We start from the raw sequence: 22417 nt of genomic DNA, 5'->3' as shown, positions 1-22417 counted from the left end.
ACCCGGGCCCGCCCCCGCAGGGGCCGTCGTCACAGGGCCAGCAGGTTCAGGGCCAGCAGGTTCAGGGCCAGCAGGTTCAGGGCCAGCAGGTTCAAGGACCGCCGTCGCAGTCCCGCGCGTCGCACGCACCGAATCGACCGGAGCCGGGCCGGCCCGCACAGCCTCAAGGCGCCGGTGAACCGCAGCTCACCAGCGTGCTCGCCGGGAAGGCACCCGCGACGACGTTCATCGCCCCGCCCAAGCCGCCGCCCGAGCCCAGCACGCCCGAGAACCTGCCCGACCCGGGTACGGAGAGCGTTCTACCGCAGTCGACCAGCGGGCCGATCTCCATCGGCCTCGGCACGGGCACCGGGACGGGAACGGGTACCGGTACCGGCACCGGTACCGGCACGGGAACCGGCAGCTATCCGGGGCGGCCCCGCCGCACCTCGTCACGCAGGTCCCGTCGGGGTCGGCTCGGAGCCGGACTCGTCGACGTCCCCGCCGTGCCCTACCGCGACCCGGCCGAGGCGGTGCTGGCGAATCCGGTCGTCTCCGAGGAGAAGCGGTTCTGCGGCAACTGCAGCGCGAAGGTCGGCCGTTCCCGCGACGGCGTGCCCGGCGAGCCGGAGGGAACCTGCGAGAACTGCGGCACGCGGTTCTCGTTCGTGCCCAAGCTGCGGCCGCACGAGATGGTCGGCGGCCAGTACGAGGTCCTCGGAGCGCTGGCGTACGGCGGGCTGGGGTGGATCTACCTCGCCAAGGACCACAACGTCAGCGAACGCTGGGTGGTGCTCAAGGGCCTCATCAACACCGGGGACGCCACGGCCGTCGCCGCGGCGGTGAACGAGACCAAGTTCCTCGCCGAGGTCGAGCACCCCAACATCGTCCGGATCTACAACTTCGTCGAGCATCCCGACCCGGACACGGGCAACTCCGTCGGCTACATCGTGATGGAGTACGTCGGCGGCCAGTCGCTGCGTCAGCTCGCGTTGGAGCATCACCGCAAGAGCGGTCGGGCGGAGCCGTTGCCGATCGCGCGGGTCATCGCCTACGGCCTGGAGATCCTGCCCGCGATGGGCTACCTCCACAACCAGGGCCTGCTTTACTGCGACCTCAAGCCCGACAACGTCATCCAGACCCACGAGCAACTCAAGTTGATCGACCTGGGTGCCGTGCGGCGCATGGACGACTACGAGAGCCCGCTGTTCTTCACCAGCGGGTACAGCGCCCCCGAACTGGCGACCCACGGCGCGTCGGTGGCGTCCGACCTGTACACCGTCGGGCGCACGCTGGCGGTGCTGAGCTTCGAGTTCACCGGCTACACCAGCAAGTACAAGACCACGCTGCCGGGCCGTGACGAGGTTCCGCTCTTCAAGCTCTTCGACAGCTACTACCGGTTCCTCCGCAGGGCGACTCACCACGATCCCGACCGACGGTTCGTCTCCGCCGAGGAGATGGCCGATCAGCTCACGGGAGTGCTGCGCGAGATCCTCGCGATGGGTACCGGCAAACCGCGGCCGGGCGCGTCGACGGTGTTCGGTCCCGAGACCAACACCTTCGGGGTCGACCTCGTGGTGCCGGAACGCGGTGGCCGACCCCCGTTGCCCGACCCGGGCGAGGTGGTCGCCGGGTTGCCCATCCCGCAGGTGGACACCGACGACCCCGGTGCGGGTGTGCTCGCGACGCTGCTGTCGGCGGGGCCGCAGACGGCGATCTCGGCGCTCGCCAACGCGCCGAGGGAGTCGATCGAGGTCCGGTTGCGCATCGTCCGGGCTCGCATCGAGCTGGGCGAGCTGGCCGAGGCCAATCGCCAGTTGCAGGCGGCGCAGTACCTCGCCATCAGGTCCGGATTCCCGCACGACTGGCGCGTGGACTGGTACAAGGGCCTGATCGAGCTGGCCGGTGGCAGGCCGAGGGTCGCGCACGTGGCGTTCGACGCGGTGTACGACGAGCTGCCCGGCGAGATCGCGCCGAAGCTCGCGCTGGCCGTCACCGCCGAGGCCGTGGGCGACTACTTCAAGGCGTCCCGCCTGTACGAGCTGGTGTGGCGCACCGATCGCTCGTACGTGAGCGCCGCGTTCGGGCTCGCCCGCGTGTACCTCGCACAGGGCGGTCGCCGCAGCGCGATCGAGGTGCTGGAGTCGGTGCCGCCGTCGTCCACCCACCACGTGGCGGCGCAGGTGGCGGCCGTCAAGACCAAGACCCGCTTCGTCGAGGGGGCGCACCAGCTCACCGGCACCGAGCTGGCCGACGCCGCCGCCCAGCTCGACCGACTCGACCTCGACGTCGAGCGGAAGACGAGGCTGACGGCCGAGGTGTTGGAGACCGCCTTCGGCTGGCTGGGTTCGGGCGGGCAGGCGAGTCCGGACACCACCGTGCTCGGATGTCGACTCACCGAGCGCGACCTGCGGTTCGGGCTGGAGCGCTGCTATCGCACCCTGGCTCGGCTGGCGGGGACGAGCGAGGAGCGCATCGAGCTGGTCGACAGGGCCAACGCCATCAGGCCCCGCACGCTGACCTGATCGTCAGCCGCGGCGCAGCTCGACGACGGTGATGTCGGGCGGGGCCCCCACGCGCACGGGCGGGCCCCAGAAGCCCGCCCCACGGGTGACGTACATCGCGCTGCCCTCCTTCTCGTAGTAGCCGGCCACGGCTCCCTGCTGGAGGGACACGGCCAGCTCGAAGGGCGAGAGCTGACCGCCGTGCGTGTGTCCGGCCAGCAGCAGGTCGACGTCGTGGGTCACCGCGTCGTCGAAGTCCACGGGTTGGTGCGCCAGCATCACCACGGCACGGTCGGGGTCCCGCCCTTCCAACGCCTTGCCGACGTCACCCGGGTCCTGCCACTGGTAGCCGGTCGCGTCGTTGATGCCCGCGAGGTCGAAGACCCCGCCCCCGTGGTGGATCTCGACGCGTTCGTTGCGCAGCGGCCGGATGCCGAGCGTGGGGAGGAAGTCGACCCACTGCCGGTAGCCCACGTAGTACTCGTGGTTGCCCGTCACGTAGAACGTGCCGTGCGTGCTGCGGAGGCCGGCCAGAGGTGCCGCGGCGTCGGCCAGGTCGGCCACGTCGCCGTCCACGAGGTCGCCCGCGATGGCGACAAGGTCGACGTTCTCGGCGTTGACGAGGTCGACGATCCGCTGCGTGAATGACCTGCCGATGATCGGTCCGAGGTGGACGTCGCTGATGAGGGCGATCCGGCAGCCCTCGGCGCGCGGGTCGAGCCGTCGCAGGCGGAGTGGGACGTGCGTGACCGTCGGGGCCCCCATCGCCACTGTGGTGCCGTAGCCGACGAGGCCGAGCGAGACGACCCCGGCCAGCGCGGCGGAACCCCGGGACAGGGCCAGCCGCCGGGAGATGCGCGGTGCGCCGCCGGTGTCCTCGGCAGTGTCGGTGTCGACCGTCGGGTCGTCCGCCGCGTCGGCCGCATCGGTGTCAGGGGAGGCCGACGCGGGTTCGTCGCCTCGGCGCAGCCACCCGCGCAGCGCGAGCCGGGGCAGTTCGAGCACGAGCAGCGCCAGCAGCAGGTAGAAGAACATCGCCAGCCACAGGTATCCGGGCCAGGCGAACCACCGGGCGAGGTCCGGCGACACCCGCGTGCCGAGCGACAACGCCGCGACCAGCAGCGCGACACACATCCCGAGCGCGATCGTGCCGATCACCCGCACCCGACTTCCGGGGCGGGTCGTGTCGCGAACCAACCGCCGCCACAGGTACAGGTGGACGACGACGATCAAAACGCTCAGGACGGCGAAGAACATCAGGGGTTGACGTCCCAGTCGGCGTGCCGCTCGCCGAGTTCCTTCAACTGCTCCGGGTCACCGTGTTCGAGGAAGTGCTCCACGCCGACGGTGACGAACAGGGCACGCGCCTCGACCGCCAGCGGGCCGTCGGGGGCGTCGAGGCGACCTTCGGCGCTCGTGTACACCTTGCGGCCGGCCCTGCCGTCGAGGGTCGTGGTGATGTAGAGCGTCGAACCCACGGGCACCGGGCGGCGGAAGTCGGTCTCCAGCTTGGCGGTCACCACGGGAACCCGCAGCAGGTTGCCCGCCGCGGTCCCGAGTGCCTCGTCGAACGCGCACGTCAGCAGACCGCCGTGGGCGAGGCCCGGCGCGCCCTGGTGGTCCTTGGTGACGGTGAACGTCGAGATCACGACATGCTGCTCGCCGACGGACGACCGGATGCGCAACCCGGACTCCACCTGGTCGCCGCAGCCGAAGCACTGACTGTAGTGGGCGTCCAACTGCTTGCCCGGCGAGGGCGCGTCCGGGTGCGGGGTGAGGGGTTCGACCTCGACGGGAGGCCAGTTCTGTGCGGTTGCGCTCACGTCACCACGCTATCCCGCGTTGGCGGACGGCCAGTAGCGATAGCCGCGCAAAGCGGCCACCGCCACACACCGCTGCCGGCCGGGTCAGCTTTCCAGCGCGGAGAACGACCGCCACTCGTCCCACGAATAGATCCAGTCGTAGTAGAGGCCGTCCTTCGGCGACAGCTTCTGGTCGCTTCCGGTGATCTCGACGGGATCGCCGGGCAGGGCGCTGTCGTAGTACTCCTTGGCGTTCTTGTCGGAGAGGTTGACGCAGCCGTGCGTGACGTTGGCCTTGCCCTGGTCTCCCACCGACCACGGCGCGGCGTGGGTGAACTCGCCGTTGTTGGAGATGCGCACGGCCCAGTTGACCTCGAAGTCCTCGTAGCCGTACCCGGGGTTGTTCATGAAGTACTTGGCGTGCTTGCTCATCACCACGTGCACACCGCTACGGGTGACGAGGTTCGGGTCGGACTCGCGCCCGAAGCTTGCCGGGTAGTCGGCGATCTTCTCGCCGTCTCGGTAGACCTCGAACCGGTGGGTCTGCGTGTCGCCCTTCGCGATCTGGGCGCGCCCGATGGTGAATTCCACCGACAGGTCGTTGTCGCCGTAGACGCCGTCACCGAAGTGCACGCCGTAGAGATCGGCCTTGACCTCGACCTCCGTGTTCGGCTGCCAGTACTCCTTGGGCCGCCAGTGCACCGAGGAGTCGGACAGCCACGCCCACGCGCCCTCGTTCTCCGGCGAGGTCGTCACCGACAGCGCCTTCTCGACGGCGGCCTTGTCCTTCACGGGCGCATCGAAGGTCAGGGAGATCGGCATGGCGATGCCGTAGGTGCCGCCGTCGCCCACGTTGGACTGCACGCCGTTGGTGGCCGCCGGGGTGACCGTCGTGAACGACCCCTCGATCGGCACGGTCGTGCCGTCGGTGCCCTGGGCGCTGCCCGACCACGTGTACTGCTTGCCGTAGCCGAGCGGCTCGGAGACCTGCCACGTCGTCTTGTCCTCCGACAGGGTGCCCTCGACCTGCTTGCCGTCGGGGTTGGTGAGGACGACCTCGGTGAGTGTGCCCTCGGCCACCGTCACGGAGACGGGGTCACGCGGAGCGACGTCGTCGCTGCCGTTCTTGGGCTCCAGGGAGATCGTCACGGCGGTGTCGGCGTCGTCCCCGCCGGGGGCGCCCTCGGCCGTGTTGCCGCCGCCGGGAGAGCCCGTGCACGCCACCAGTCCGAGCACGGTGGCCAGCGCGATCGCCAGGAATGCGAGTGGTCTTCTGCTGTCCGACGGCTTCGATCGCGTCACGGTCGTTCCCCATTCTCCCCGCGTACCTGACTGACGTCGTGGCATCTCTGTTCGTTGCCCCTCGTGAAAGGTGATCACACTCACACGTTTGTGTCGTGGCACCTGTTCTGATGACGTTTTCGACTGCGCTCCGTGTTCCCGCTGGAGAGGGAAAGTGCGCGGTCTCATCGCGGGTGCGAGGTGGGGGTGCCGAAGGTGCCGTGGTCACCTCGGTGAACCGCGCGGGGACGCCGGTCGGCGACGACCCGCCCGTCCGGGCCATCCCGGGAACAAAGGGCTTCGCAAACGCCGGAATGTCGGTAGGCTTCGTGGTGGCCGTCGTTTTGCGTGTTCGTGGCTTCACACTCGCGGAACTTCTGACGCGAGCCGTTAGCCGAACACGCTGCGCGCTCGTCTCGTTGGAACCGCCCGGGACGGCCGGGGTGTCGCTTCGGTGGCGTCCATGCGGAACAGCAACGAGGAGTACAGCGGTGGCGCAAGGCACTGTGAAGTGGTTCAACGCCGAGAAGGGCTTCGGCTTCATCGCCCAGGACGGTGGCGAGGGCGACGTGTTCGTCCACTACTCGGAGATCGAAGGCCGTGGCTTCCGCACGCTGGAGGAGAACCAGCGGGTGGAGTTCGAGGTCGGTCAGGGCCAGAAGGGCCCGCAGGCTCAGAGGGTGCGGGCTCTCTGAGGACCTGACACACCCCACTGACAAAGGAACGAGCCCCCGGCGGATGTCACGCCGGGGGCTCGTTTTCGTTGGCTTCCGAGGCGCTCAGCCGTGGCGCTCCGCGAGGGGCTCACCAGGCCACTGGTGCTGGTCGAGGAAGAGTTCCTCGGTCGGCGAATCGACCGGGTCGGCGGCAGGCGGAGTGGGCTGCGCGGCCTGTGGGTTCGGTGTCACGGGAGCCGCGGGAGCCGCGGGAGCTGCAGGCGGAGCCACCCGTGGGTCGCCCGTCTCCTGCGCGAGGCGTTCGAGGACCCATTCCTGGGCGAGAGCCTGTGGCGAGGTGCCCAACCGCGCGGCGAGGTCCTTGAGCTGCTGCTCGGCGGCGCCGCTGAGTCGGAGCTGGTAGACCTGCGCCTCCCCGAACCGGCGGCCGGAGCCCGTGGTTTCGAGGTCGCTCTCCGGGGCCAGGGCGGCGAGGTAACTGGACAGGTCGGGATCGTCACCGGCCTGCTCGTCGGCCGCAGGCGCGGCGTCGCGTTGACGCGCGGGGGCGGCGGCTTTCGAGCCTCGGCTGCGTCCGAATGAGGGTAATGGCACGAGCACACGATAACGGTTGTGTCTCGGCGGGTCGAAAGCTGTGGCGCCGCCCTCGGGACGTCGGGTGAAGGCCGGTGACACACCGTCATCGAGGGTTGGCCGCAGACATGGAGAGGCCCCCGCGCCAGGGGGAGGAACGCGGGGGCCGGAGGGGATCTCCACAGGCGCTGACCGGGGGTGTGTCAGCACGTCGATTGTTACACGACCTTCAGCAGGATCGCGAGTGCTGAACAGAAAATCCTCTCCGGTGCGTTACCCGATCGTGGGCTGTCGTTCATCGTCGCGCCGTTTTTCGTTCGCGCGTGACGACACGCTCCGTGGTCGGACTTTCACTCTCCGGGGGGCTGTGTGTGCTCGTGACCGCTCGTTAGCCTCCGGTCCGAACGTCGAGCCCTGGGAGGCGCCATGAGCGGGTCGGTTGAGGTGCGGCAGTTTCTTCTCCGCTACGAGTCCGGAGCGCAGGGCGGTGGCTTCGGGCTACCGGCGCAACGCGCCGGGCAGGACACCCCGAGGATCTCGGACGATCAGGTGCGGCGGGCTCGACTGGCCGTCGCTCACGGGGCGACGGGTGCGGAGGACTGCGCGCAACTGCTCGACATGCTCGGCCTCGCGCCCGACGAAGGGGGTCGGGCTCCGGTTCAGCACTGAGGTGTTCGGCTTCGGGGTGGCGCGTGGCCGCCGGCGTCCTGGTCGAGGATCAGGAGCCCAGGTGCGCACCCCCGGTAGCCGCACCTGGGCGATCCGGGGCACACGCTAGTGGTCCGGACCGGAGTTGGGCAATTACTTGTGGTGATATGCGCGGTTTCGCGGTGATTTGTCGGTGATGTGGGTGCGAAGCAGGAAAGCTTTCGGTGAGCCGGGTCGAGGCGAGGTTCTCGACGGTGGTTCGCGAGGACGTCGCCGACGAGGTCCGCGCTCGTGCGAGGTGTCTCGACGCGGAGGCGCCAGCATTTTCGCAGGTCAAGAGCGGTTTTCCGGCTTAAGTGACCCCCCTGTTCACGGGGTGGATCGGGTACCGTAAACTAATCATCGCTCCCAGGGGGACCTGGAGAGCACGGCCGGTCGGTTGCCCGAACCGGCTGGGCTCCCATCGTCTAGCGGCCTAGGACTCCGCCCTTTCAAGGCGGCAACGCGGGTTCGAATCCCGTTGGGAGTACGACAACTACATAATCATGGCCCTGTGGCGCAGTTGGTTAGCGCGTCGCCCTGTCACGGCGAAGGTCGCGGGTTCGAGTCCCGTCAGGGTCGCCACGGCGTTCCGGTCTGTACCGGCGTTCTGGCCAGGTAGCTCAGTTGGTACGAGCGTCCGCCTGAAAAGCGGAAGGTCGCCGGTTCGACCCCGGCCCTGGCCACGGTCACAAGCTGCGAAAACGGCCCACCTCAAGTCAGAGGTGGGCCGTTTTGCTGTGTGCGGTCAGTTCCGCGCGCGGGTGCGTCGCGGGAAATTGAGCTGTCTTGCCCCTGACGCGAAGGGCGTTCGCGTCGTTACACTCCGCCTCCATGTGGTGGCGGTGGAGCAGAAGAGCCGTCCGTGACCTGCGAGGACGCAAGGTGTTCCTCACCGGCGCGGCCAGTGGTATCGGGAAAGCGCTCGCGGTGCGGGCCGCGCGAGAGGGCGCCGTGCTCCACCTGACCGACGTCCGGGCGGATGCGCTCACGCGAGTGGTCGCCGAGATCGAGTCCGGCGGCGGCACGGTGGCGTTCGCCGAGGTCGCCGACGTGTCCGACCACGACGCGGTTCGGAAGCTCGGACAGCGGCTGACCCGCGCTCACGGAGCCATGGACGTGGTCATGAACGTCGCCGGTATCTCGGTGTGGGGCACCGTGCGGTCGTTGGAGCACCACCAGTGGCGTCGCGTCGTCGACGTGAACCTCATGGGTCCCATTCACGTGATCGAGGCGCTCGTGCCGCCGATGATCGACAGCGGCCGGGGCGGGCACTTGGTCAACGTGTCGTCGGCGGCGGGTCTCATCGGCATGCCGTGGCACGCCGCGTACAGCGCGAGCAAGTTCGGGTTGCGTGGGGTGTCGGAAGTCCTGCGGTTCGACCTGCGGCGACACGGCATCGGCGTCAGCCTGGTCTGCCCGGGGGCGGTGGCCACTCCACTCACCGACACCATCGAGGTCGCGGGCGTGGACAAGGAAAGCCGGTCGTTCCGGCGGGCTCAGGCGGTGTTCCGGCGGCACGCCGTCACGCCCGAGCGCGCCGCCGACGCCATCCTCGAGGGTCTGCGGCGCGGTCGGTACTGGATCTACACGTCGACCGACGTCCGGCTCGCCCATGCACTCCAGCGGTATCTTCCGTTCGCCTATTCCGCGGTGATGCGGCTGATGAACTGGGGCGCGAACAAGGCTCTGCCCAGCGTGGACGACGCGCGCCCGGCGAGTGCCGCGTGAGCGGGCGACCTCGCATCAGCCCGGGTGGCCGTCGTGAGATCGGCGTCGCCGCGTGGGTCTTCGCCCGCCTCGCCGGTCGGGTGACCGGGACGGAGCCGCCCGCGTTGTTCACGACGTTGGGGAAGGCGCGGGGGCTGTTCTGGGCCTGGTTGCACTTCGCGGGTCGCCTCATGCCCGGTGGGCGCCTGTCCCGACGCGAGAGCGAACTGGTGATCCTGCGCGTCGCGACACTGGCCCGCAGCGACTACGAACTCGTCCACCACCGACGTCTGGCGCGGCGGGTCGGGCTCGGCGAAGCCGACCTCGGCCGGGTGGCCGAGGGTCCCGAGGCGGAAGGGTGGTCGCCGCGGGAGCGGCTGCTGTTGCGGGCCGTCGACGAACTCCACGAACGGCGGGACGTCAGCGACGAGACGTGGGCGGGACTGTCACGACACCTCGACGAACGGCGACTGATCGAGCTGCTCCTGCTGGTGGGGCACTACGAGATGCTCGCGACCACCCTGCACACGTTGCGCGTCGTCCCGGACCGGCCCCGGCGACGCGGATCGCGTCACTCGCGGACGAAGCGCGCGGTGAGGTCGAAGTCGAGGTAGCGGCCCGTCATGCCCCGGGTCGCCGTGACGCCCAACGCGATCCGGTCGACGCGCGCGGTGGCCCTGGCCGTGAACGAGTCCGCGTCCACTGAGGACTCCGTCACGGTGAGGTCGACCGGGCTCGTGACCTCGCGGACGGTGAGGTCGCCGGTGAGGACGCGGCCGTCCCAGCGCGTCGAGGTGAAGGTGATGGTCGGGTGCCGGTCGGTGTCGAGGTACATCGGCGAGCGCACGACCTGGTCGCGCATCGGCGTGGGGGTGCGGAAGCTGGCCGCGTCGATCACGACTTCCACAGTGGACCGCTCGACCGGGTCGGCGACGACCGCGGTGCCACCGGAGGCGGTGAACGTTCCGCGCACGCGATGGAGGCCGAACAGGTGCGTGGTGGTGAACGCGACCGTGGACCCCTCGAGGTCCAGGACGTAGCGCCCGGGCGGGGGAGAGGCGATGTCGCTCATCGGCTCGGCTGGCATGCGCCGATTGAACAGCAGTTGCGCTCGGTACCGACGGCAGGTCGCGACGGTCGCGGACAGTGATCACAGACAGGGGCCGGGAGACGAGCTTGTCGCGTGTGGACGAAACGAGCGACGACCGGGTGGCGGACGAGTTGCCCCCTGGCGCCGGGGACGAGGCGACATTACGCTCGCGTGAGTGGAGTCCGCGCCGAGGAAAGGCCCGGCGACCACGCCGGCCACCGAGTCGAGCAGCGTCCGGTCCGACCGCAGCCGAGGGCGGACTCGACCGCTGCGGGTGGCGTTGTTCGCCACCTGTCTCACCGACACGCTCTACCCGGACACGGCCAAGGCCGTCGTCCGGCTGCTGACTCGCCTCGGGTGCGAGGTCGACTTCCCGCTCGGGCAGACGTGCTGCGGCCAGATGCACTACAACACGGGGTACCGGGCCGAGGCCGAGCCACTGGCCACCCGTTACGCGGAGGTGTTCGCGGACTACGACCACGTCGTGGTGCCCTCGGGCTCGTGTGCGGGCATGATGCGCGAGATCCACCCCGGCCTGTGCGGTGCGAGCGCGGCCGTCGAACGCACCCACGAGCTGAGCGAGTTCCTCGTCGACGTGCTCGGGGTGGTCGACGTGGGCGCGTACTTCCCGCACCGGGTGACCTACCACCCCACGTGCCACTCGTTGCGCATGCTCGGGGTTGGTGACCGGCCGTTGCGCCTGCTGCGAGCGGTGCGAGGTCTCGACCTGGTGGAGCTGCCGCAGGCGGAGCAGTGCTGCGGCTTCGGGGGCACGTTCGCGCTCAAGAACGCCGAGACGTCCACGGCGATGCTGGCCGACAAGATGCGGTCGGTGCAGGCCACCGGCGCCCAGGTGGTCACGGCCGGGGACAACTCGTGCCTCATGCACATCGGCGGTGGGCTGTCCCGACTGAGAACGGGAGTGCGAGCCCTGCACCTGGCGGAGATTCTCGCGAGTACGGAGGAAGAGCCGTGGGCCGCAACCCCGTGACCTGGCTCGGGAGCCCGACGTTCCCCCGTGCCGCCCGAGCCGCGCTCGGGAACACGCAACTGCGCACCAACCTGCGCAAGGCGACGACCACCATCCGGACCAAGCGCGCCGAGGCGGTGGCCGAGTCGGCCGACTGGGAACGGCTGCGCAGGGCCGGTGAGGCGATCAAGGACGACGTGCTCGCCAATCTCGACACCTACCTGGTGCGGCTGGAGGAGGCGGTCACCGCCAGGGGCGGCGTGGTGCATTGGGCGCGTGACGCCGAGGAGGCGAACCGGATCGTGTACGACCTCGTGCGGGCCAAGGGGGCCGACGAGGTCGTGAAGGTGAAGTCCATGGCCACCGCCGAAATCGCGCTGAACGAGTATCTGGAAGCGCGGGGTGTCCGGCCGGTGGAGACGGACCTCGCCGAGTTGATCGTGCAGCTCGGCGACGACCGGCCGTCGCACATCCTCGTGCCCGCCATCCACCGCAACCGGGCGGAGATCCGCGACATCTTCTCGCGGACGATGGCGGAGGCTCCCGAGACCGACGACCCGCGTGAACTCGCGGAGGCGGCGCGGCGGCACCTGCGTCGCCGATTCCTCTCGGCGAAGGTCGCCGTCTCCGGGGCCAACTTCGCCGTGGCCGACACAGGGTCGATCGCCGTGGTCGAGTCGGAGGGCAACGGCCGCATGTGCCTGACCCTGCCCGAGACGCTGATCACGGTCATGGGCATCGAGAAGCTCGTGCCCACGTGGCGGGACCTCGAAGTGTTCCTGCAACTGCTCCCACGGTCGTCGACGGCCGAACGCATGAACCCGTACACGTCGATCTGGACGGGCGTGACCCCGGGCGACGGCCCGAGCGAGTTCCACCTGGTGCTGCTCGACAACGGGCGGAGCGCGACGCTCGCGGACGAGGTGGGCAGGCAGGCGTTGCGATGTATCCGGTGTTCGGCGTGCCTGAACGTGTGCCCGGTCTACGAACGCACCGGCGGCCAGTCCTACGGGTCGGTGTATCCGGGGCCGATCGGCGCCATCCTCGCGCCGCAACTGGTCGGGGACATGACCGACGCGCAGGCGGCTTCGTTGCCGTACGCGTCGTCGTTGTGCGGCGCGTGCTACGAGGTCTGCCCGGTGCGCATCAACATCCCCGAGGTGCTGACGCACCTGCGGGCGCAGGCGGTGGAGGCGAAGTCCCGGCGCAGCCCCGAGGCGCTGGCCATGTCGGCGGCGGCGTGGGTGTTCCGTGACCCGCGGCGGTACGAGGCCGCGCAGCGTGCCGGGTCGCTGTCCCGGCTGCTGGCGGGGAGTGACGGCACTCTGCGTCGGCTGCCGTGGCCGGGCTCGAAGTGGACCGCCGCGAGGGACGCCCCCACCGTGCCGAAGGAGTCGTTCCGGATGTGGTGGAGGCGCAACCATGGGTGACGCGCGCAGCGAGATCCTCGCCCGCATCCGCCGTGCCCCACGCCCGACGCCACGGCCCGTGCCGAGGGACTACGACACCGCCCGCACCGTGGCCGACCCGGTGGGGCTGTTCGTCGAGCGGGTCGAGCACTACCGGGCCGTCGTCCACCGGGTCGCCGCGTCCGACGTGGCCGCCCGGATCGCCGACTGTCTCCGACGTCGGGGCGCGCGTCGCATGGTGGCGCCGCCCGACCTGCCCGCGTCGTGGCAGGTCGACGACGTTCGCTGGTCGATCGACGACCCGCCGTTGAGCCTCGACGACGTGGACGGTGCCGACGGCGTGGTGACGGGAGCCGCCGTGGGCATCGCGGAGACGGGAACCATCGTCCTCGACGCGGGCGCCGCCCAGGGACGTCGACTGCTCACGCTGGTGCCCGACTACCACCTGTGCGTCGTTCCCGCCGAGGCGATCGCGGTCAGCGTCCCCGAGGCACTGCGGCGACTCGACCCGACCCGTCCGCTGACGTTCGTGAGCGGGCCCTCGGCAACAAGCGACATCGAGTTGGACCGCGTGGAGGGCGTGCACGGCCCGAGAACCCTCGAAGTGCTGGTCGTCGAGGACTGACCAGGTCCTCGACGGCCGGGCCGCTCAGCCCGGGAACACCTCGTCGGCCGGGGCCGGCCTGCCGAAGTGGTAGCCCTGCGCCTGGTCGCATCCGAGTCCGCGCAGGATCGCCACCTGGCGCTCGTTCTCCGTGCCCTCGGCGATCACGGTGAGCCCCATCGAGTGGGCCATGGTGACGATGCCCTTGACGATCGCCTCCGCGTCGGCGTGGTCCGGTCCGTCGAGCCCGGTGACGAACGAGCGATCGATCTTCAGAGTGTCCAGAGGGAGTTTCCAGAGCTGCGCGAGCGACGAGTACCCGGTACCGAAGTCGTCGATCGCCAACCGCACTCCCAGCCCGCGCAACGCGGTGAGGATCTCGCCCGCTGTCTCCGGATCGCGCATGAGGGCACTCTCGGTGATCTCCAGGCAGAGCTCCGAGGCCGGCAGACCCGTGCTGCGCAGTGCGTCGCTGACCGCGTCCACCACCGACTCGTCCTCCAACTGGCGGGTGGAGAGGTTGACGGTGAGTCGGGTGCGCACGTCGCCGCGCAGTCGCCGCCGCGCCATTTCCCGGGTGGCGGTCCGGAGCATGTGGCCGCCGACCAGCTTGATGAGGTCGCTCTCCTCGGCCAGCGGGATGAACTCGCTGGGTGAGATCGCCCCGTGCACGGGGTGCTGCCAGCGCAACAGCCCCTCGACCGCGACTCGCTGGTACGTGCGCAGGTCGACGACCGGCTGGTAGGCGACCCAGAGCTGCCCGCTACGCACGGAGTCCCGCAGGTCCTGCTCCAACCGCAACTGCCGCTGGACACGCTCGCGCAGTTCGACATCGAAGAACTCGTGACGGCCCCGACCCCGGGTCTTCGCCTGGTACATGGCCACGTCGGCGTCGCGAAGCAGGTCCTCGGCCGTCCGGTCGTCGTCCTCGCCCGCCGTGACCACCCCGATGCTGGCGTCGATGCGCAGCTTGCGGCCGTCCACCGTGATCGGTTCGGTGAGTGCGTTGCGGATGTGGTTGATGAGCGCGCGGATCTGCTTGCCGTGCTCCATGCCGAGGGTCACGACGGCGAACTCGTCGCCGCCGAGCCTGCCCACGAGGTCGTGTCGGCGCACGCTGTTCTTCAACCGCTGGCCGGCGATCCGCAGCACCTTGTCGCCGATGCCGTGGCCGAGCGAGTCGTTGATGACCTTGAACTTGTCCAGGTCGATGAACAGCACGCAGGCGAGTGCCCCGGCATGCCGACGCCGCAGCGCCTCGCTCAACCGCTGGAGGACGAGCGTGCGGTTGGCCAGCCCGGTGAGCGGGTCGTGGGTGGCGTCGTGTTCGAGCCGCTCACCGATGGCCTTGCGTTCGGTGATGTCGGTGAACGACGTGACGACCTGGTGGGGCGGCGCGGCGTTGGAGTCCAACGGGCGGCAGCTCATCGACAGCCAGACCCAGCACCCGTCGGGCCGCCGGGCTCGCACGACCCGGGCGTGGGTGGCCTTGCCCGTGGTGCGCACCAGCGCCGACGGGTACTCGCTGGGCGGGATGCGCGCTCCCGACTCGTCGTAGAGGGGGAACAGCGTCGGCGAATTGCCGATCATCGTCTCGACGGGCAGGCCGAGGATGCGGCCCGCCGCGGGGTTTGCCGAGCCGACCAGGCCGTTGGCGTCGAGCACGACGACACCCTCGTCGAGAGCGGCCACAACGGTGCGGTAGCGGTGTTCGGCGGCTCGTCGTGCGGTCTCGTCGGCGCACACCAGCACGTAACCGGTGTCCATCGGGGACGCCGACACCCGGACCGTCAGAGTGGAGCCGTCGGCCTTGCGGTGTTCCGCCTCGACCACGCCGCCCTGAGCCACCACGGCCTGCGGGTCGAGCGTCGCGCCCACGACCTCGCCCACCGGCCTGCCGAGGGCGACGTCGGCACTGTGTCCGTACACGCGTTCGGCGGCGGGGTTCCAACTCGTCACCATGCCGTCCGACGACGTCCCGATGATCGCGTCGCTGACGTGGGTCACCAGCGCGGCCTGGTAGCGCAACGCCGCCTCGGCGGCCTTCTGCGCCGTGATGTCGCGCATGATCACCTGGTAGGCGGGGCGGCCCTTCCAGGTCGTGCGCACCGACACGGACTCGATGAGCATCGAACCGCCGTCGAGGCGCGCGAGTCGTACCTCTGTAGGCTCAGTGGCCTGCCCGGTGCTGTGCAGGGACGACACGCGCTGCAGCATCTCCGGCACGGAGGACGGTGCGACGAAGTCGATGATCGGCTGGCCGAGCAGGGCGGACGGTTCGTCGGCGGCCACGAACCGAGCTGCGGCCGGGTTGACGTACACCAGGTCTCCGTCCTGGTGCACACAGATGCCGTCCGGGCTGAACTCCACGAGCAGGCGGTAGCGGTCGGCGAGGTCGGCCAGCGCCTGCGCGTTGCCGTGCCGTTCAGTCACGTCGGCGGCGAGTCCCACCAGTCGATGCACCTTCCCGGTGACGGCGTCGCCCTGGGCGCGGGCGAGAAAGCGGGTCCATCGTGTTTCACCGCCGGGCGTCGTATGGCGCTGCTCGAGATCGAAATTGTGCCACACCGGGCAATTCTGTGCGGCCACGGTCAGCGGTTCGATCAATTCGAGCAGCCGCTTCCGCACGGTGGCCGAGGTGTCGGCGTCCGGGTCGGCCTCCACCCCGAGCACCGCGGGCAGTTCTGCACTCCACGTAGTCTCGAAGGTCGGGAGGTCGACGGACCACGCCCCTGCCGTCGTCGCGGCGAGCGCGAGCTCGACGACGTCCACCTGCTGTTGCCAGGTGGCCACCTCGTCGTGGGTGTACGCCTCCATCATCAATCCATCCGCTGCTCGTCGCCGGGGGTTCGATTACAGCATGAAATCACCACTGGGCGAATAGGAGGAATCGTCCCTCGTCTCCCACGGCACGCGTCCTCATTCCTCTCGACCGGCCGTCACCAGAGTAGGCGGACATTCAGGGCCGTGCCCTTCGGCAGGGGGCGGCAGAGGACGCCGGAATAGCGAACGGAAGTGAGGGGACATCGTGAGTTCACCTACTGGAATCAGCATTTGCGGCATTGGCGCGGTCACCGGCTACGGCTGGGGCCGCGAAGCGCTGTGGGAGGGGCTGCGGACGACGAAGCCCGCCGCCGTCCTCACCCAGGGCTTCGGTGCCGACAGAGGAGGAGGAAGTGACGCGCTCGACGCGGGCTGGGTGGCCAGGGTGCCGGACGGCGGCCTCGACACCGACGGCCGCGGACGGTTCGCCAGAGCCATGCGTGCGGCGGCGCGCGAGGCCATCGAGGACGCTCACCGCCGTGGCTGGAGCGAGGGCCGTCGGGTCGGGCTCCTGCACGCGGTGGTGCTCGGCGAGGTGGAGCTGTGGCGGGACTTCTACCTGGCCGAACACGGCGACCTCCGGCCGAGGGACTACCTCGCCCTGATGCCGTCCACGCCCATGTCGACGCTCATGCAGGAGTACGGCTTCCACGGGCCCGCCATGAACGTCTCGGCCATGTGCGCCTCGGGCAACGCCGGTCTGCTCACCGCGAAGCTGTGGTTGGAGAGCGGGATCGTCGACGACGTCGTGCTGGTCGCCACCGACTTGTCGCTGACGCCGGAGAACGTGCGGCACTTCGTCCGCCTCGGCGTCACCGTCGTGGACACCGACCCGCTCGACGGCTGCCGGCCGTTCCAGGAGGGCAGCCGGGGGTTCGTGATGGGGGAGGCGTCCGTGGCGTTCGTGCTGTCGAGGCACGCGCGTGAGCCCTACTCCTCGGTGTTGGGCGGTGCCATGTCGCACGACGCCTTCCACGCCACCTCGATCGACCCGACGCTGCACCAGGTGCGGCGCAGCTTCCACGACGCCCTGAGCGACGCGGGAGTGCCGGCGTCGGCGGTCGGGTACCTCAACGCGCACGGACCGGGAACACGGCAGTGCGACACGACCGAGGCGACCATCGCGGACGAGTTGTTCGCCGACGACGCGGGGCTGTACTCGGTGAAGCCGCTGGTGGGGCACTGCCAGGGCGCGGCGGCGGCCGTCGAGGTGGCCGTGGCGGCACTCGGGTACGACCGCGGTCACGTGCCCGCGCCGCCGAAGGTGGCTCCGGCGCACCCCCGACTGCTCCACGGGACCGTTCCGGTGGACGACCGGCTCACCGTGAAGTCGTCGCTCGGGATGGGCGGGCACAACTCGGTGGTCGTACTGGCGCCACCGGCGTGAGTGCGGTGGACGGTGTCACGCGAGGGCGGCGTCCAGCGTGATCGTGGTGCCCGCGAGCGCGCGGCTCACGGGGCAGGTGTCCTTCGCCTGCTGCGCCAGCCGACCGAACCGCTCGTCGTCGACACCGTCCACCGCCGCCCGCAGCGTGATCGCCACGGTGGTGATGGTCAGCCCGCCGTCGGAGGGCTCCACCGTCACCGCGGCGGTCACGTCGATCGTCTTCGGGGTCAGGCCGTCCTTCTCCAGGGTGCCGGCGAGGTTCATGGCCAAGCACGACGCCTGGGCCGCGGCGAGCAGCTCCTCCGGGCTCGACGTGCCTTCGGGTTCGCCGATGCGGCGCGGAAAGGTGACGTTGAACCGGGCCGAGTTCGACGAGTCGAGCGTCAACGCGCCCGAGCCGCTGTTGAGCCCACCCGTCCAGTGAGTGGTCGCCTCACGCGTTGCCATGGATTCTCCTTCGACGGTCGGTCGCCAGTTCGTCGCTGTCGTCGGTCAGTGCTGCCCGCGCTCGGCGGTTGTCCGTGCCGACTGCCCGATCGTCGCGCCGTCGGGCATCACCCGCCATTCCGGCGTTCACCGGCAAGACCGACGAAGTCCGCCATTCGTTCGATCGTGTAGGAGACGAACGTGTCGGCGGGCTCCAGCGCGCCCGCGAACTGGCCCGTGAGTTCGAAGCCGACCATCCCGAACAGTTGCGTCCACGCGGCAAGCACCTTCGCCAGAATCGGCGCGGGAACCTCGACGTCGTCGACGCCGGTGAACGTGCTCACCCTCGACGGCGAGCGGTACCTCGTCGCGGCGCGGGGCACCACCGAGTGGGTGCGCAACGTCCGCGCCGCCGGAACCGGCCGGTTGTCCGTGGGCAGGCGGGAAGAGTGGTTCGACGCGGTCGAGGTGCACGACGACACCCGGCTCCCGGTCCTGCGTGCCTACCTGAAGCGTTGGAGGTGGGAAGTCGGGGCGTTCTTCGACGGCCTCACCGCCGATGCGTCGGACGACGAGCTGCGTGCCGTCGCGGCCCGCCATCCCGTGTTCCGGATCGTGACGAGGCGACCCGGAGACAGCGGGTGAACGGACTCAGTGCCGGGAGCCGTAGCCCTGGGTGGCGGGCTGGGCCAGGTCGAACAGCTCGGGAGCCTCCCGCTCGATCACGGCGGTCAACTCGTCCATGCTCGGGTTCACCAGAGCGCGGTCGCCGATGAACACGGTGGGCACGGTCTCGTTGCCCTGGTTCACCGATCGCACGCGCGCGGCCGCCTCGGAGTCCTCCCAGATGTTGATCTCTCGCACCGGCAGGCCGCTCTCCCGCAGGCGACCCCGCAGGATCGCACAGAACGGGCAGCCGGGCCGCCAGTAGAACTCGATCGTGTCGATACCCAATGTGGCTCCTCCCTCTGCCGACACCGTAACCGTGGCTGACCGTGGCCCGATCGGCCGCCCTGCGGGAGCCTGGGAGGCATGGGAACGAGCGATTCCCTCGACGCCGTGGTCAGGGAGCTGTACGGCGTCGACCCCGGTGAGTTCGTGGCCGCGCGTGACCGGCGAGCCGCGCAGGCGCGGGAGCACGGTGAGAAAGATCTCGCCGCGCGGATTCGCAAGCTCCGCAAACCCACCACGGCTGCCGCGCTCGTGAACACGGTGGCGCGGCGGCATCCGGACCAGGTGCGCGCGCTCGTCTCCCTGGGGGAGCGGATGCGGGCGGCGCACCGTGACCTCGCGGGCGACCGGCTACGGGAGCTGACCCACGAACGCCACGAGCGCGTGCACGACCTGGTCGAGCGCGCGGAAGCGCTGGCTTCGGGCGGGGTCGGCGAGTCGGTCCGGCGAGAAGTCGCCGCCACGTTGGAGGCGGCGGTGGCCGACGAACAGGCCGCCGACGCCGTCACCGCCGGATGTCTGACCTCGGCTCTGTCGCCGTCGTCGGACGTCTTCGAGGCGGCGTGGTTGCCCGTCGGTCCCTCGACATCGCGAGGTGGAACGACGTCGAAGCCACGGTCGCGTACGCGGCGCGAGGCCGAGCCGAGCACCGCGAAGCCCTCGAAGGCGGCGCAGAACCCCGAGCCGAGCACCGCGAAATTGAAGACCTCGACGACGGACGCTGAGCTGTCCCATACGCCGACGCGAACCTGGCAGGACACCGAACGGGCCGCGGCCGAGCGGCGACGCCGGGAGGCGGAGGTGCAGGCCAGGCGTGCCCGCGACGAGGCCCGCAAGCGCCTTCGTGCGGCCGAGCGCGAGGAGGCGGACGCGCGTCGCCGCACCGAGCGGGCCAAGGCCGCGCTGGAGCAGGCGGAACGCGAGGTCCGCCGGCACGCCCGCTGAGCGCGGGGCTACTTCGATAGGGGCCAACTGCGGGAACTCGCACCACGACGGGCAGGAGATCACCTATTCCGGAGCGCGAAGGACATACAACGCCGGAGGATCCGTCGGCCTATCCGGACGGCCGTTACTGAGAAGAGTTCCGATGAGAGTCGTCACCGTCGTGTTGGTGCTGTTCGCCGCCGTGCTCGCCGCGTGTGGCCCGGGGAAGGAGGAGGTGTCGATGGACTACGACGAGGGGTTCGCCCGACACCTCCGCGAGCTGCGTGACAGCGGGCGGAGCACGCCGCTCAAGGAGTTGGTGCCCGGTGACTGGACCACGGTCCACGTGATCCTCGGCCCGCACACCGAGGAGTGGGTCGAGCGCGAGGTCGGTGCGCCGTTGCCGGACACCGAGTACGGGTTCGACACCGAGGGCAACATCCTCGTGTTCCTGCGCGGCGACGAGGTGGTCGAGCTGAAAGGCACCACCGAACGGTTGTTGGGCGAGGGGCACTTCTCCTCGGAGGTCGTGTTGCGCGGCACCGGCAGCGTCATCGACGTCGACGACCCGACTCCACCCGAGCCGAACTGACGCCTCAGGAACGCAGGGCCAACGACAGGTACTTCGTGTCCAGGTACTCGGCGATGCCCTCGTCGCCTCCCTCCCGACCGAAGCCCGACGCCTTGACCCCGCCGAACGGCGCCGAGGCGTTGGAGACCAGCCCCGTGTTGATGCCCACCATGCCGGTCTCCAGGGCTTCGCCGACCCGCACGGCGCGGTCGAGGTCACGGGTGAACACGTAGCCGACGAGCCCGTACTCCGTGTCGTTGGCCTCGGTGACCGCCTCGTCCTCGTCGGCGAACGTCGTCACGGGCGCCACCGGGCCGAACACCTCCTCTCGGAGGATGCGGGCGTCGTCGGGGACGTCGGCGAGCACGGTCGGCCGGTAGAAGTAGCCGTCGCCCTCCCCGGGCTCGCCACCGGTCGTCGCCCGCGCGCCACGGCTCACCGCGTCCCCCACGAGGTCGGCCACCGTGGCGCGTTGGCTCTCGTTGACGAGTGGGCCGACGACCACGTCCGGTTGCGTGCCGTGTCCCACGGGCAGCCCCGCCATGCGGTCGGTCAGCATGCGGGTGAACTCGTCGGCGATCGACTCGTGCACGAGGAAGCGGTTGGCGGCCACGCACGACTCGCCGTTGTTGCGCATCTTGGCGGTCACCGCACCGGCCACGGCGGCGTCGAGGTCGGCGTCGGCGAACACGAGGAAAGCCGCGTTGCCCCCGAGTTCCATGGACATGCGCTGCAGGTTCGGGGCGCACTGCTCGACGAGCGCGCGGCCCACCTCGGTGGAGCCCGTGAACGACATCTTGCGGATGCGCGGGTCGGCGAGGACGGGAGCCACGACGCGGGTGGCCGACGTGCTCGGCACGACGTTGACGACGCCGTCCGGCACTCCGGCCTCGGCGAGGAGGGCGGCGAGGGTCAGCATCGACAGCGGCGTGAGCTGGGCGGGTTTGACGATCGCCGTGCATCCCGCCGCGAGCGCCGGGCCGATCTTGCGGGTGCCCATGGCCAGCGGGAAGTTCCACGGAGTGATCAGCAGGCACGGCCCCACGGGTTGGCGGGTGACGATCATGCGGGCGCTGCCGTCCGGGGTCTTCTTGTAGTTGCCATCGATGCGCACGGCCTCCTCGGAGAACCACCGGAAGTAGTCGGCGGCGTAGGCGACCTCGGCTCGTGACTCGGTGAGGCTCTTGCCCATCTCCAACGTCATGAGCGTGGCCAGCTCGTCGGCGCGGTCCGTCATCGACTGCCAGGCTCGCCGCAGGATCTCGCCGCGTTCTCGCGGCGGGGTGGCTGCCCAGGCGTCCTGCGCGTCGACGGCGGCTTCGACGGCGGCCTTCGCGTCGTCGGCCTGCCCGTCGGCGACCTCGCACAGCGTCGCGCCGGTGCCGGGGTCGGTCACGCCGAACACGCTGCCGTCGGCCGACGCACGCCAGGTTCCGCCGATCAGCAGTTGCGTGCGGGCCCGGTCGATGATGTCGTGCTCGCTCATGCGAACGGGTTACCCGAGCGTGCTCGCCCGACACCCGTGCAACCTCGGAGCGGGTGGACACCGTCGTCACCGGTATGCGTCGTGTGATCGTGTCGTGGTGTCTCGTCCTCGCAGGGTGTGTCGGCTGCTCCGGTGCGGCGGAGTGCACCGCGATCGGAATGCCCGCCGGGATCGGCGTCGACGTCGCGAGCGGACTGCCCGCCCACACCGCCGAGGTGGAGGTGTGCCGGGAAGGCCGGTGCGAAACGATGGCCGTCGAGCTGCGCCCGGCCACGGAGGCCGTCGACGACGGTTGTGAGGGCGAGGGGCCCGACGCGGTGTGCTCGGCTCATGTCCGCGAGACCGGGGGGACGACGGGCTTCGCGGACCTGCCCGACCTGCCGGACCGGCCGGTGGAGGTGAGGCTCGTGGTGTCCGACCTCGCGGGCGAGACACTCGCGACCGGCACGGTGCGGGCCACCCCGCAGTGGGGGTCGCCGAACGGACCCGGCTGTGGCGCAGGTGGTCCGCAACTGCACCTCGACGTCGCCTCCGACGGCACGGTGGCGGCCCGCTGAGCGTGG

The 22417-nt window shown here is 70.2% G+C and carries 22 protein-coding genes, 3 tRNA genes and 1 pseudogene; 16 read left to right on the top strand and 10 right to left on the bottom strand.

The window, feature by feature from the left end; translation table 11 throughout:
* The first annotated feature begins 194 nt into the window (after nucleotides 1–194).
* Nucleotides 195–2504, top strand: coding sequence for a tetratricopeptide repeat protein (locus JAV51_RS17745; RefSeq protein WP_307845919.1), 2310 nt, complete (start codon nucleotides 195–197; stop codon nucleotides 2502–2504).
* A gap of 3 nt (nucleotides 2505–2507) precedes the next feature.
* Here the strand turns inward: JAV51_RS17745 and JAV51_RS17740 are convergent, their stop codons facing one another.
* From JAV51_RS17740 to JAV51_RS17730, 3 genes are all read right to left on the bottom strand, one after another.
* Nucleotides 2508–3740 carry a metallophosphoesterase gene (locus tag JAV51_RS17740; protein ID WP_197321867.1) on the bottom strand — a complete coding sequence of 411 codons (1233 nt, stop codon included), beginning with the start codon at nucleotides 3738–3740 and terminating at the stop codon, nucleotides 2508–2510.
* Nucleotides 3740–4306 (bottom strand): PaaI family thioesterase, encoded by a 567-nt coding sequence (locus JAV51_RS17735; protein WP_197321866.1) that lies wholly within the window; start codon nucleotides 4304–4306, stop codon nucleotides 3740–3742. Before JAV51_RS17735 ends, JAV51_RS17740 begins: the two co-directional genes overlap by 1 nt.
* A gap of 84 nt (nucleotides 4307–4390) precedes the next feature.
* Entirely contained in the window at nucleotides 4391–5632 is a 1242-nt protein-coding gene (locus tag JAV51_RS17730; protein ID WP_197321865.1) for an Ig-like domain-containing protein, read from the bottom strand.
* A gap of 425 nt (nucleotides 5633–6057) precedes the next feature.
* On the opposite strand from JAV51_RS17730, the gene JAV51_RS17725 reads away from it, so the two are divergent.
* Nucleotides 6058–6261 (top strand): cold-shock protein, encoded by a 204-nt coding sequence (locus JAV51_RS17725; protein WP_005441988.1) that lies wholly within the window; start codon nucleotides 6058–6060, stop codon nucleotides 6259–6261.
* A gap of 84 nt (nucleotides 6262–6345) precedes the next feature.
* Here JAV51_RS17725 and JAV51_RS17720 read toward each other — a convergent pair whose 3' ends face one another.
* Nucleotides 6346–6843 (bottom strand): hypothetical protein, encoded by a 498-nt coding sequence (locus JAV51_RS17720; RefSeq protein ID WP_197321864.1) that lies wholly within the window; start codon nucleotides 6841–6843, stop codon nucleotides 6346–6348.
* A 399-nt stretch (nucleotides 6844–7242) separates the two neighbouring features.
* Between JAV51_RS17720 and JAV51_RS17715 the strand changes: the two genes are divergently transcribed.
* The 6 genes from JAV51_RS17715 (at nucleotide 7243) to JAV51_RS17690 (ending at nucleotide 9827) form a co-directional block, all read left to right on the top strand.
* On the top strand, nucleotides 7243–7485 hold the full coding sequence (locus tag JAV51_RS17715; RefSeq protein WP_197321863.1) for a hypothetical protein: 243 nt from the start codon (nucleotides 7243–7245) through the stop codon (nucleotides 7483–7485).
* Between the two features lie 435 nt (nucleotides 7486–7920).
* Nucleotides 7921–7993 (top strand) — tRNA-Glu (locus JAV51_RS17710).
* Nucleotides 7994–8011: 18 nt separating this feature from the next.
* Nucleotides 8012–8088: transfer RNA gene (locus tag JAV51_RS17705), tRNA-Asp, on the top strand.
* A gap of 27 nt (nucleotides 8089–8115) precedes the next feature.
* Nucleotides 8116–8189: transfer RNA gene (locus tag JAV51_RS17700), tRNA-Phe, on the top strand.
* A gap of 148 nt (nucleotides 8190–8337) precedes the next feature.
* On the top strand, nucleotides 8338–9234 hold the full coding sequence (locus JAV51_RS17695) for an SDR family oxidoreductase (RefSeq protein ID WP_197321862.1): 897 nt from the start codon (nucleotides 8338–8340) through the stop codon (nucleotides 9232–9234).
* Nucleotides 9231–9827: a carboxymuconolactone decarboxylase family protein gene (locus tag JAV51_RS17690; protein ID WP_197321861.1), complete on the top strand. Its 597-nt coding sequence runs from the start codon at nucleotides 9231–9233 to the stop codon at nucleotides 9825–9827. Before JAV51_RS17695 ends, JAV51_RS17690 begins: the two co-directional genes overlap by 4 nt.
* On the opposite strand, the gene JAV51_RS17685 is transcribed toward JAV51_RS17690, so the two are convergent.
* The gene (locus JAV51_RS17685; protein ID WP_197321860.1) at nucleotides 9785–10300 is read right to left on the bottom strand and encodes a YceI family protein; all 516 of its coding nucleotides are present in this window, start codon (nucleotides 10298–10300) and stop codon (nucleotides 9785–9787) included. The two genes, JAV51_RS17690 and JAV51_RS17685, sit on opposite strands and share 43 nt — an antisense overlap.
* 277 nt (nucleotides 10301–10577) lie before the next feature.
* On the opposite strand from JAV51_RS17685, the gene JAV51_RS17680 reads away from it, so the two are divergent.
* Genes JAV51_RS17680 through JAV51_RS17670 form a run of 3 tightly spaced genes read left to right on the top strand, consistent with a single transcriptional unit; the run spans nucleotide 10578 to nucleotide 13307 of the window.
* The gene (locus tag JAV51_RS17680) at nucleotides 10578–11294 is read left to right on the top strand and encodes a (Fe-S)-binding protein (RefSeq protein WP_197321870.1); all 717 of its coding nucleotides are present in this window, start codon (nucleotides 10578–10580) and stop codon (nucleotides 11292–11294) included.
* Entirely contained in the window at nucleotides 11276–12703 is a 1428-nt protein-coding gene (locus JAV51_RS17675) for a LutB/LldF family L-lactate oxidation iron-sulfur protein (RefSeq protein WP_197321859.1), read from the top strand. Before JAV51_RS17680 ends, JAV51_RS17675 begins: the two co-directional genes overlap by 19 nt.
* The gene (locus tag JAV51_RS17670) at nucleotides 12696–13307 is read left to right on the top strand and encodes an LUD domain-containing protein (protein ID WP_197321858.1); all 612 of its coding nucleotides are present in this window, start codon (nucleotides 12696–12698) and stop codon (nucleotides 13305–13307) included. Before JAV51_RS17675 ends, JAV51_RS17670 begins: the two co-directional genes overlap by 8 nt.
* A 24-nt stretch (nucleotides 13308–13331) precedes the next feature.
* On the opposite strand, the gene JAV51_RS17665 is transcribed toward JAV51_RS17670, so the two are convergent.
* Nucleotides 13332–16106 carry an EAL domain-containing protein gene (locus JAV51_RS17665; protein ID WP_197321857.1) on the bottom strand — a complete coding sequence of 925 codons (2775 nt, stop codon included), beginning with the start codon at nucleotides 16104–16106 and terminating at the stop codon, nucleotides 13332–13334.
* 208 nt (nucleotides 16107–16314) lie between these two features.
* On the opposite strand from JAV51_RS17665, the gene JAV51_RS17660 reads away from it, so the two are divergent.
* Nucleotides 16315–17496 carry a beta-ketoacyl synthase N-terminal-like domain-containing protein gene (locus tag JAV51_RS17660; RefSeq protein WP_197321856.1) on the top strand — a complete coding sequence of 394 codons (1182 nt, stop codon included), beginning with the start codon at nucleotides 16315–16317 and terminating at the stop codon, nucleotides 17494–17496.
* Between the two features lie 15 nt (nucleotides 17497–17511).
* Here the strand turns inward: JAV51_RS17660 and JAV51_RS17655 are convergent, their stop codons facing one another.
* Entirely contained in the window at nucleotides 17512–17943 is a 432-nt protein-coding gene (locus JAV51_RS17655) for an OsmC family peroxiredoxin (RefSeq protein WP_197321855.1), read from the bottom strand.
* A 107-nt stretch (nucleotides 17944–18050) separates the two neighbouring features.
* Nucleotides 18051–18266: a TetR-like C-terminal domain-containing protein gene (locus JAV51_RS17650; protein WP_307845917.1), complete on the bottom strand. Its 216-nt coding sequence runs from the start codon at nucleotides 18264–18266 to the stop codon at nucleotides 18051–18053.
* On the opposite strand from JAV51_RS17650, the pseudogene JAV51_RS17645 reads away from it, so the two are divergent.
* A pseudogene (locus tag JAV51_RS17645) lies at nucleotides 18244–18567 on the top strand (deazaflavin-dependent nitroreductase); the annotation flags it as partial. The gene JAV51_RS17650 and the pseudogene JAV51_RS17645 sit on opposite strands and share 23 nt — an antisense overlap.
* Nucleotides 18568–18573: 6 nt before the next feature.
* Here the strand turns inward: JAV51_RS17645 and JAV51_RS17640 are convergent.
* Nucleotides 18574–18876 carry a glutaredoxin domain-containing protein gene (locus tag JAV51_RS17640; RefSeq protein ID WP_197321854.1) on the bottom strand — a complete coding sequence of 101 codons (303 nt, stop codon included), beginning with the start codon at nucleotides 18874–18876 and terminating at the stop codon, nucleotides 18574–18576.
* Nucleotides 18877–18954: 78 nt separating this feature from the next.
* Here JAV51_RS17640 and JAV51_RS17635 point away from each other — a divergent pair, with 78 nt between their 5' ends.
* The gene (locus JAV51_RS17635; protein ID WP_197321853.1) at nucleotides 18955–19818 is read left to right on the top strand and encodes a hypothetical protein; all 864 of its coding nucleotides are present in this window, start codon (nucleotides 18955–18957) and stop codon (nucleotides 19816–19818) included.
* A gap of 142 nt (nucleotides 19819–19960) precedes the next feature.
* Nucleotides 19961–20389 carry a hypothetical protein gene (locus tag JAV51_RS17630; protein ID WP_197321852.1) on the top strand — a complete coding sequence of 143 codons (429 nt, stop codon included), beginning with the start codon at nucleotides 19961–19963 and terminating at the stop codon, nucleotides 20387–20389.
* A 4-nt stretch (nucleotides 20390–20393) separates the two neighbouring features.
* Here the strand turns inward: JAV51_RS17630 and JAV51_RS17625 are convergent, their stop codons facing one another.
* Entirely contained in the window at nucleotides 20394–21854 is a 1461-nt protein-coding gene (locus JAV51_RS17625) for an NAD-dependent succinate-semialdehyde dehydrogenase (RefSeq protein ID WP_197321851.1), read from the bottom strand.
* A gap of 53 nt (nucleotides 21855–21907) precedes the next feature.
* Between JAV51_RS17625 and JAV51_RS17620 the strand changes: the two genes are divergently transcribed.
* Entirely contained in the window at nucleotides 21908–22411 is a 504-nt protein-coding gene (locus tag JAV51_RS17620) for a hypothetical protein (protein ID WP_307845916.1), read from the top strand.
* Nucleotides 22412–22417 lie beyond the last annotated feature (6 nt).

It is taken from the genome of Saccharomonospora sp. NB11 (assembly GCF_015910535.1).
Taxonomy (GTDB): domain Bacteria; phylum Actinomycetota; class Actinomycetes; order Mycobacteriales; family Pseudonocardiaceae; genus Saccharomonospora.
This window is presented reverse-complemented; position numbering and strand designations above follow the sequence as displayed.

What these genes read in the sequence shown, in the direction of transcription:
- JAV51_RS17740 (WP_197321867.1), bottom strand. Translation starts at nt 3,740, where the DNA reads ATGTTCTTCGCCGTCCTGAGCGTTTTGATCGTCGTCGTCCACCTGTAC.
- JAV51_RS17730 (WP_197321865.1), bottom strand. Translation starts at nt 5,632, where the DNA reads ATGCCACGACGTCAGTCAGGTACGCGGGGAGAATGGGGAACGACCGTG.
- JAV51_RS17715 (WP_197321863.1), top strand. Translation starts at nt 7,243, where the DNA reads ATGAGCGGGTCGGTTGAGGTGCGGCAGTTTCTTCTCCGCTACGAGTCC.
- JAV51_RS17695 (WP_197321862.1), top strand. Translation starts at nt 8,338, where the DNA reads ATGTGGTGGCGGTGGAGCAGAAGAGCCGTCCGTGACCTGCGAGGACGC.
- JAV51_RS17685 (WP_197321860.1), bottom strand. Translation starts at nt 10,300, where the DNA reads ATGCCAGCCGAGCCGATGAGCGACATCGCCTCTCCCCCGCCCGGGCGC.
- JAV51_RS17670 (WP_197321858.1), top strand. Translation starts at nt 12,696, where the DNA reads ATGGGTGACGCGCGCAGCGAGATCCTCGCCCGCATCCGCCGTGCCCCA.
- JAV51_RS17665 (WP_197321857.1), bottom strand. Translation starts at nt 16,106, where the DNA reads ATGATGGAGGCGTACACCCACGACGAGGTGGCCACCTGGCAACAGCAG.
- JAV51_RS17655 (WP_197321855.1), bottom strand. Translation starts at nt 17,943, where the DNA reads ATGGCAACGCGTGAGGCGACCACTCACTGGACGGGTGGGCTCAACAGC.
- JAV51_RS17635 (WP_197321853.1), top strand. Translation starts at nt 18,955, where the DNA reads ATGGGAACGAGCGATTCCCTCGACGCCGTGGTCAGGGAGCTGTACGGC.
- JAV51_RS17630 (WP_197321852.1), top strand. Translation starts at nt 19,961, where the DNA reads ATGAGAGTCGTCACCGTCGTGTTGGTGCTGTTCGCCGCCGTGCTCGCC.
- JAV51_RS17625 (WP_197321851.1), bottom strand. Translation starts at nt 21,854, where the DNA reads ATGAGCGAGCACGACATCATCGACCGGGCCCGCACGCAACTGCTGATC.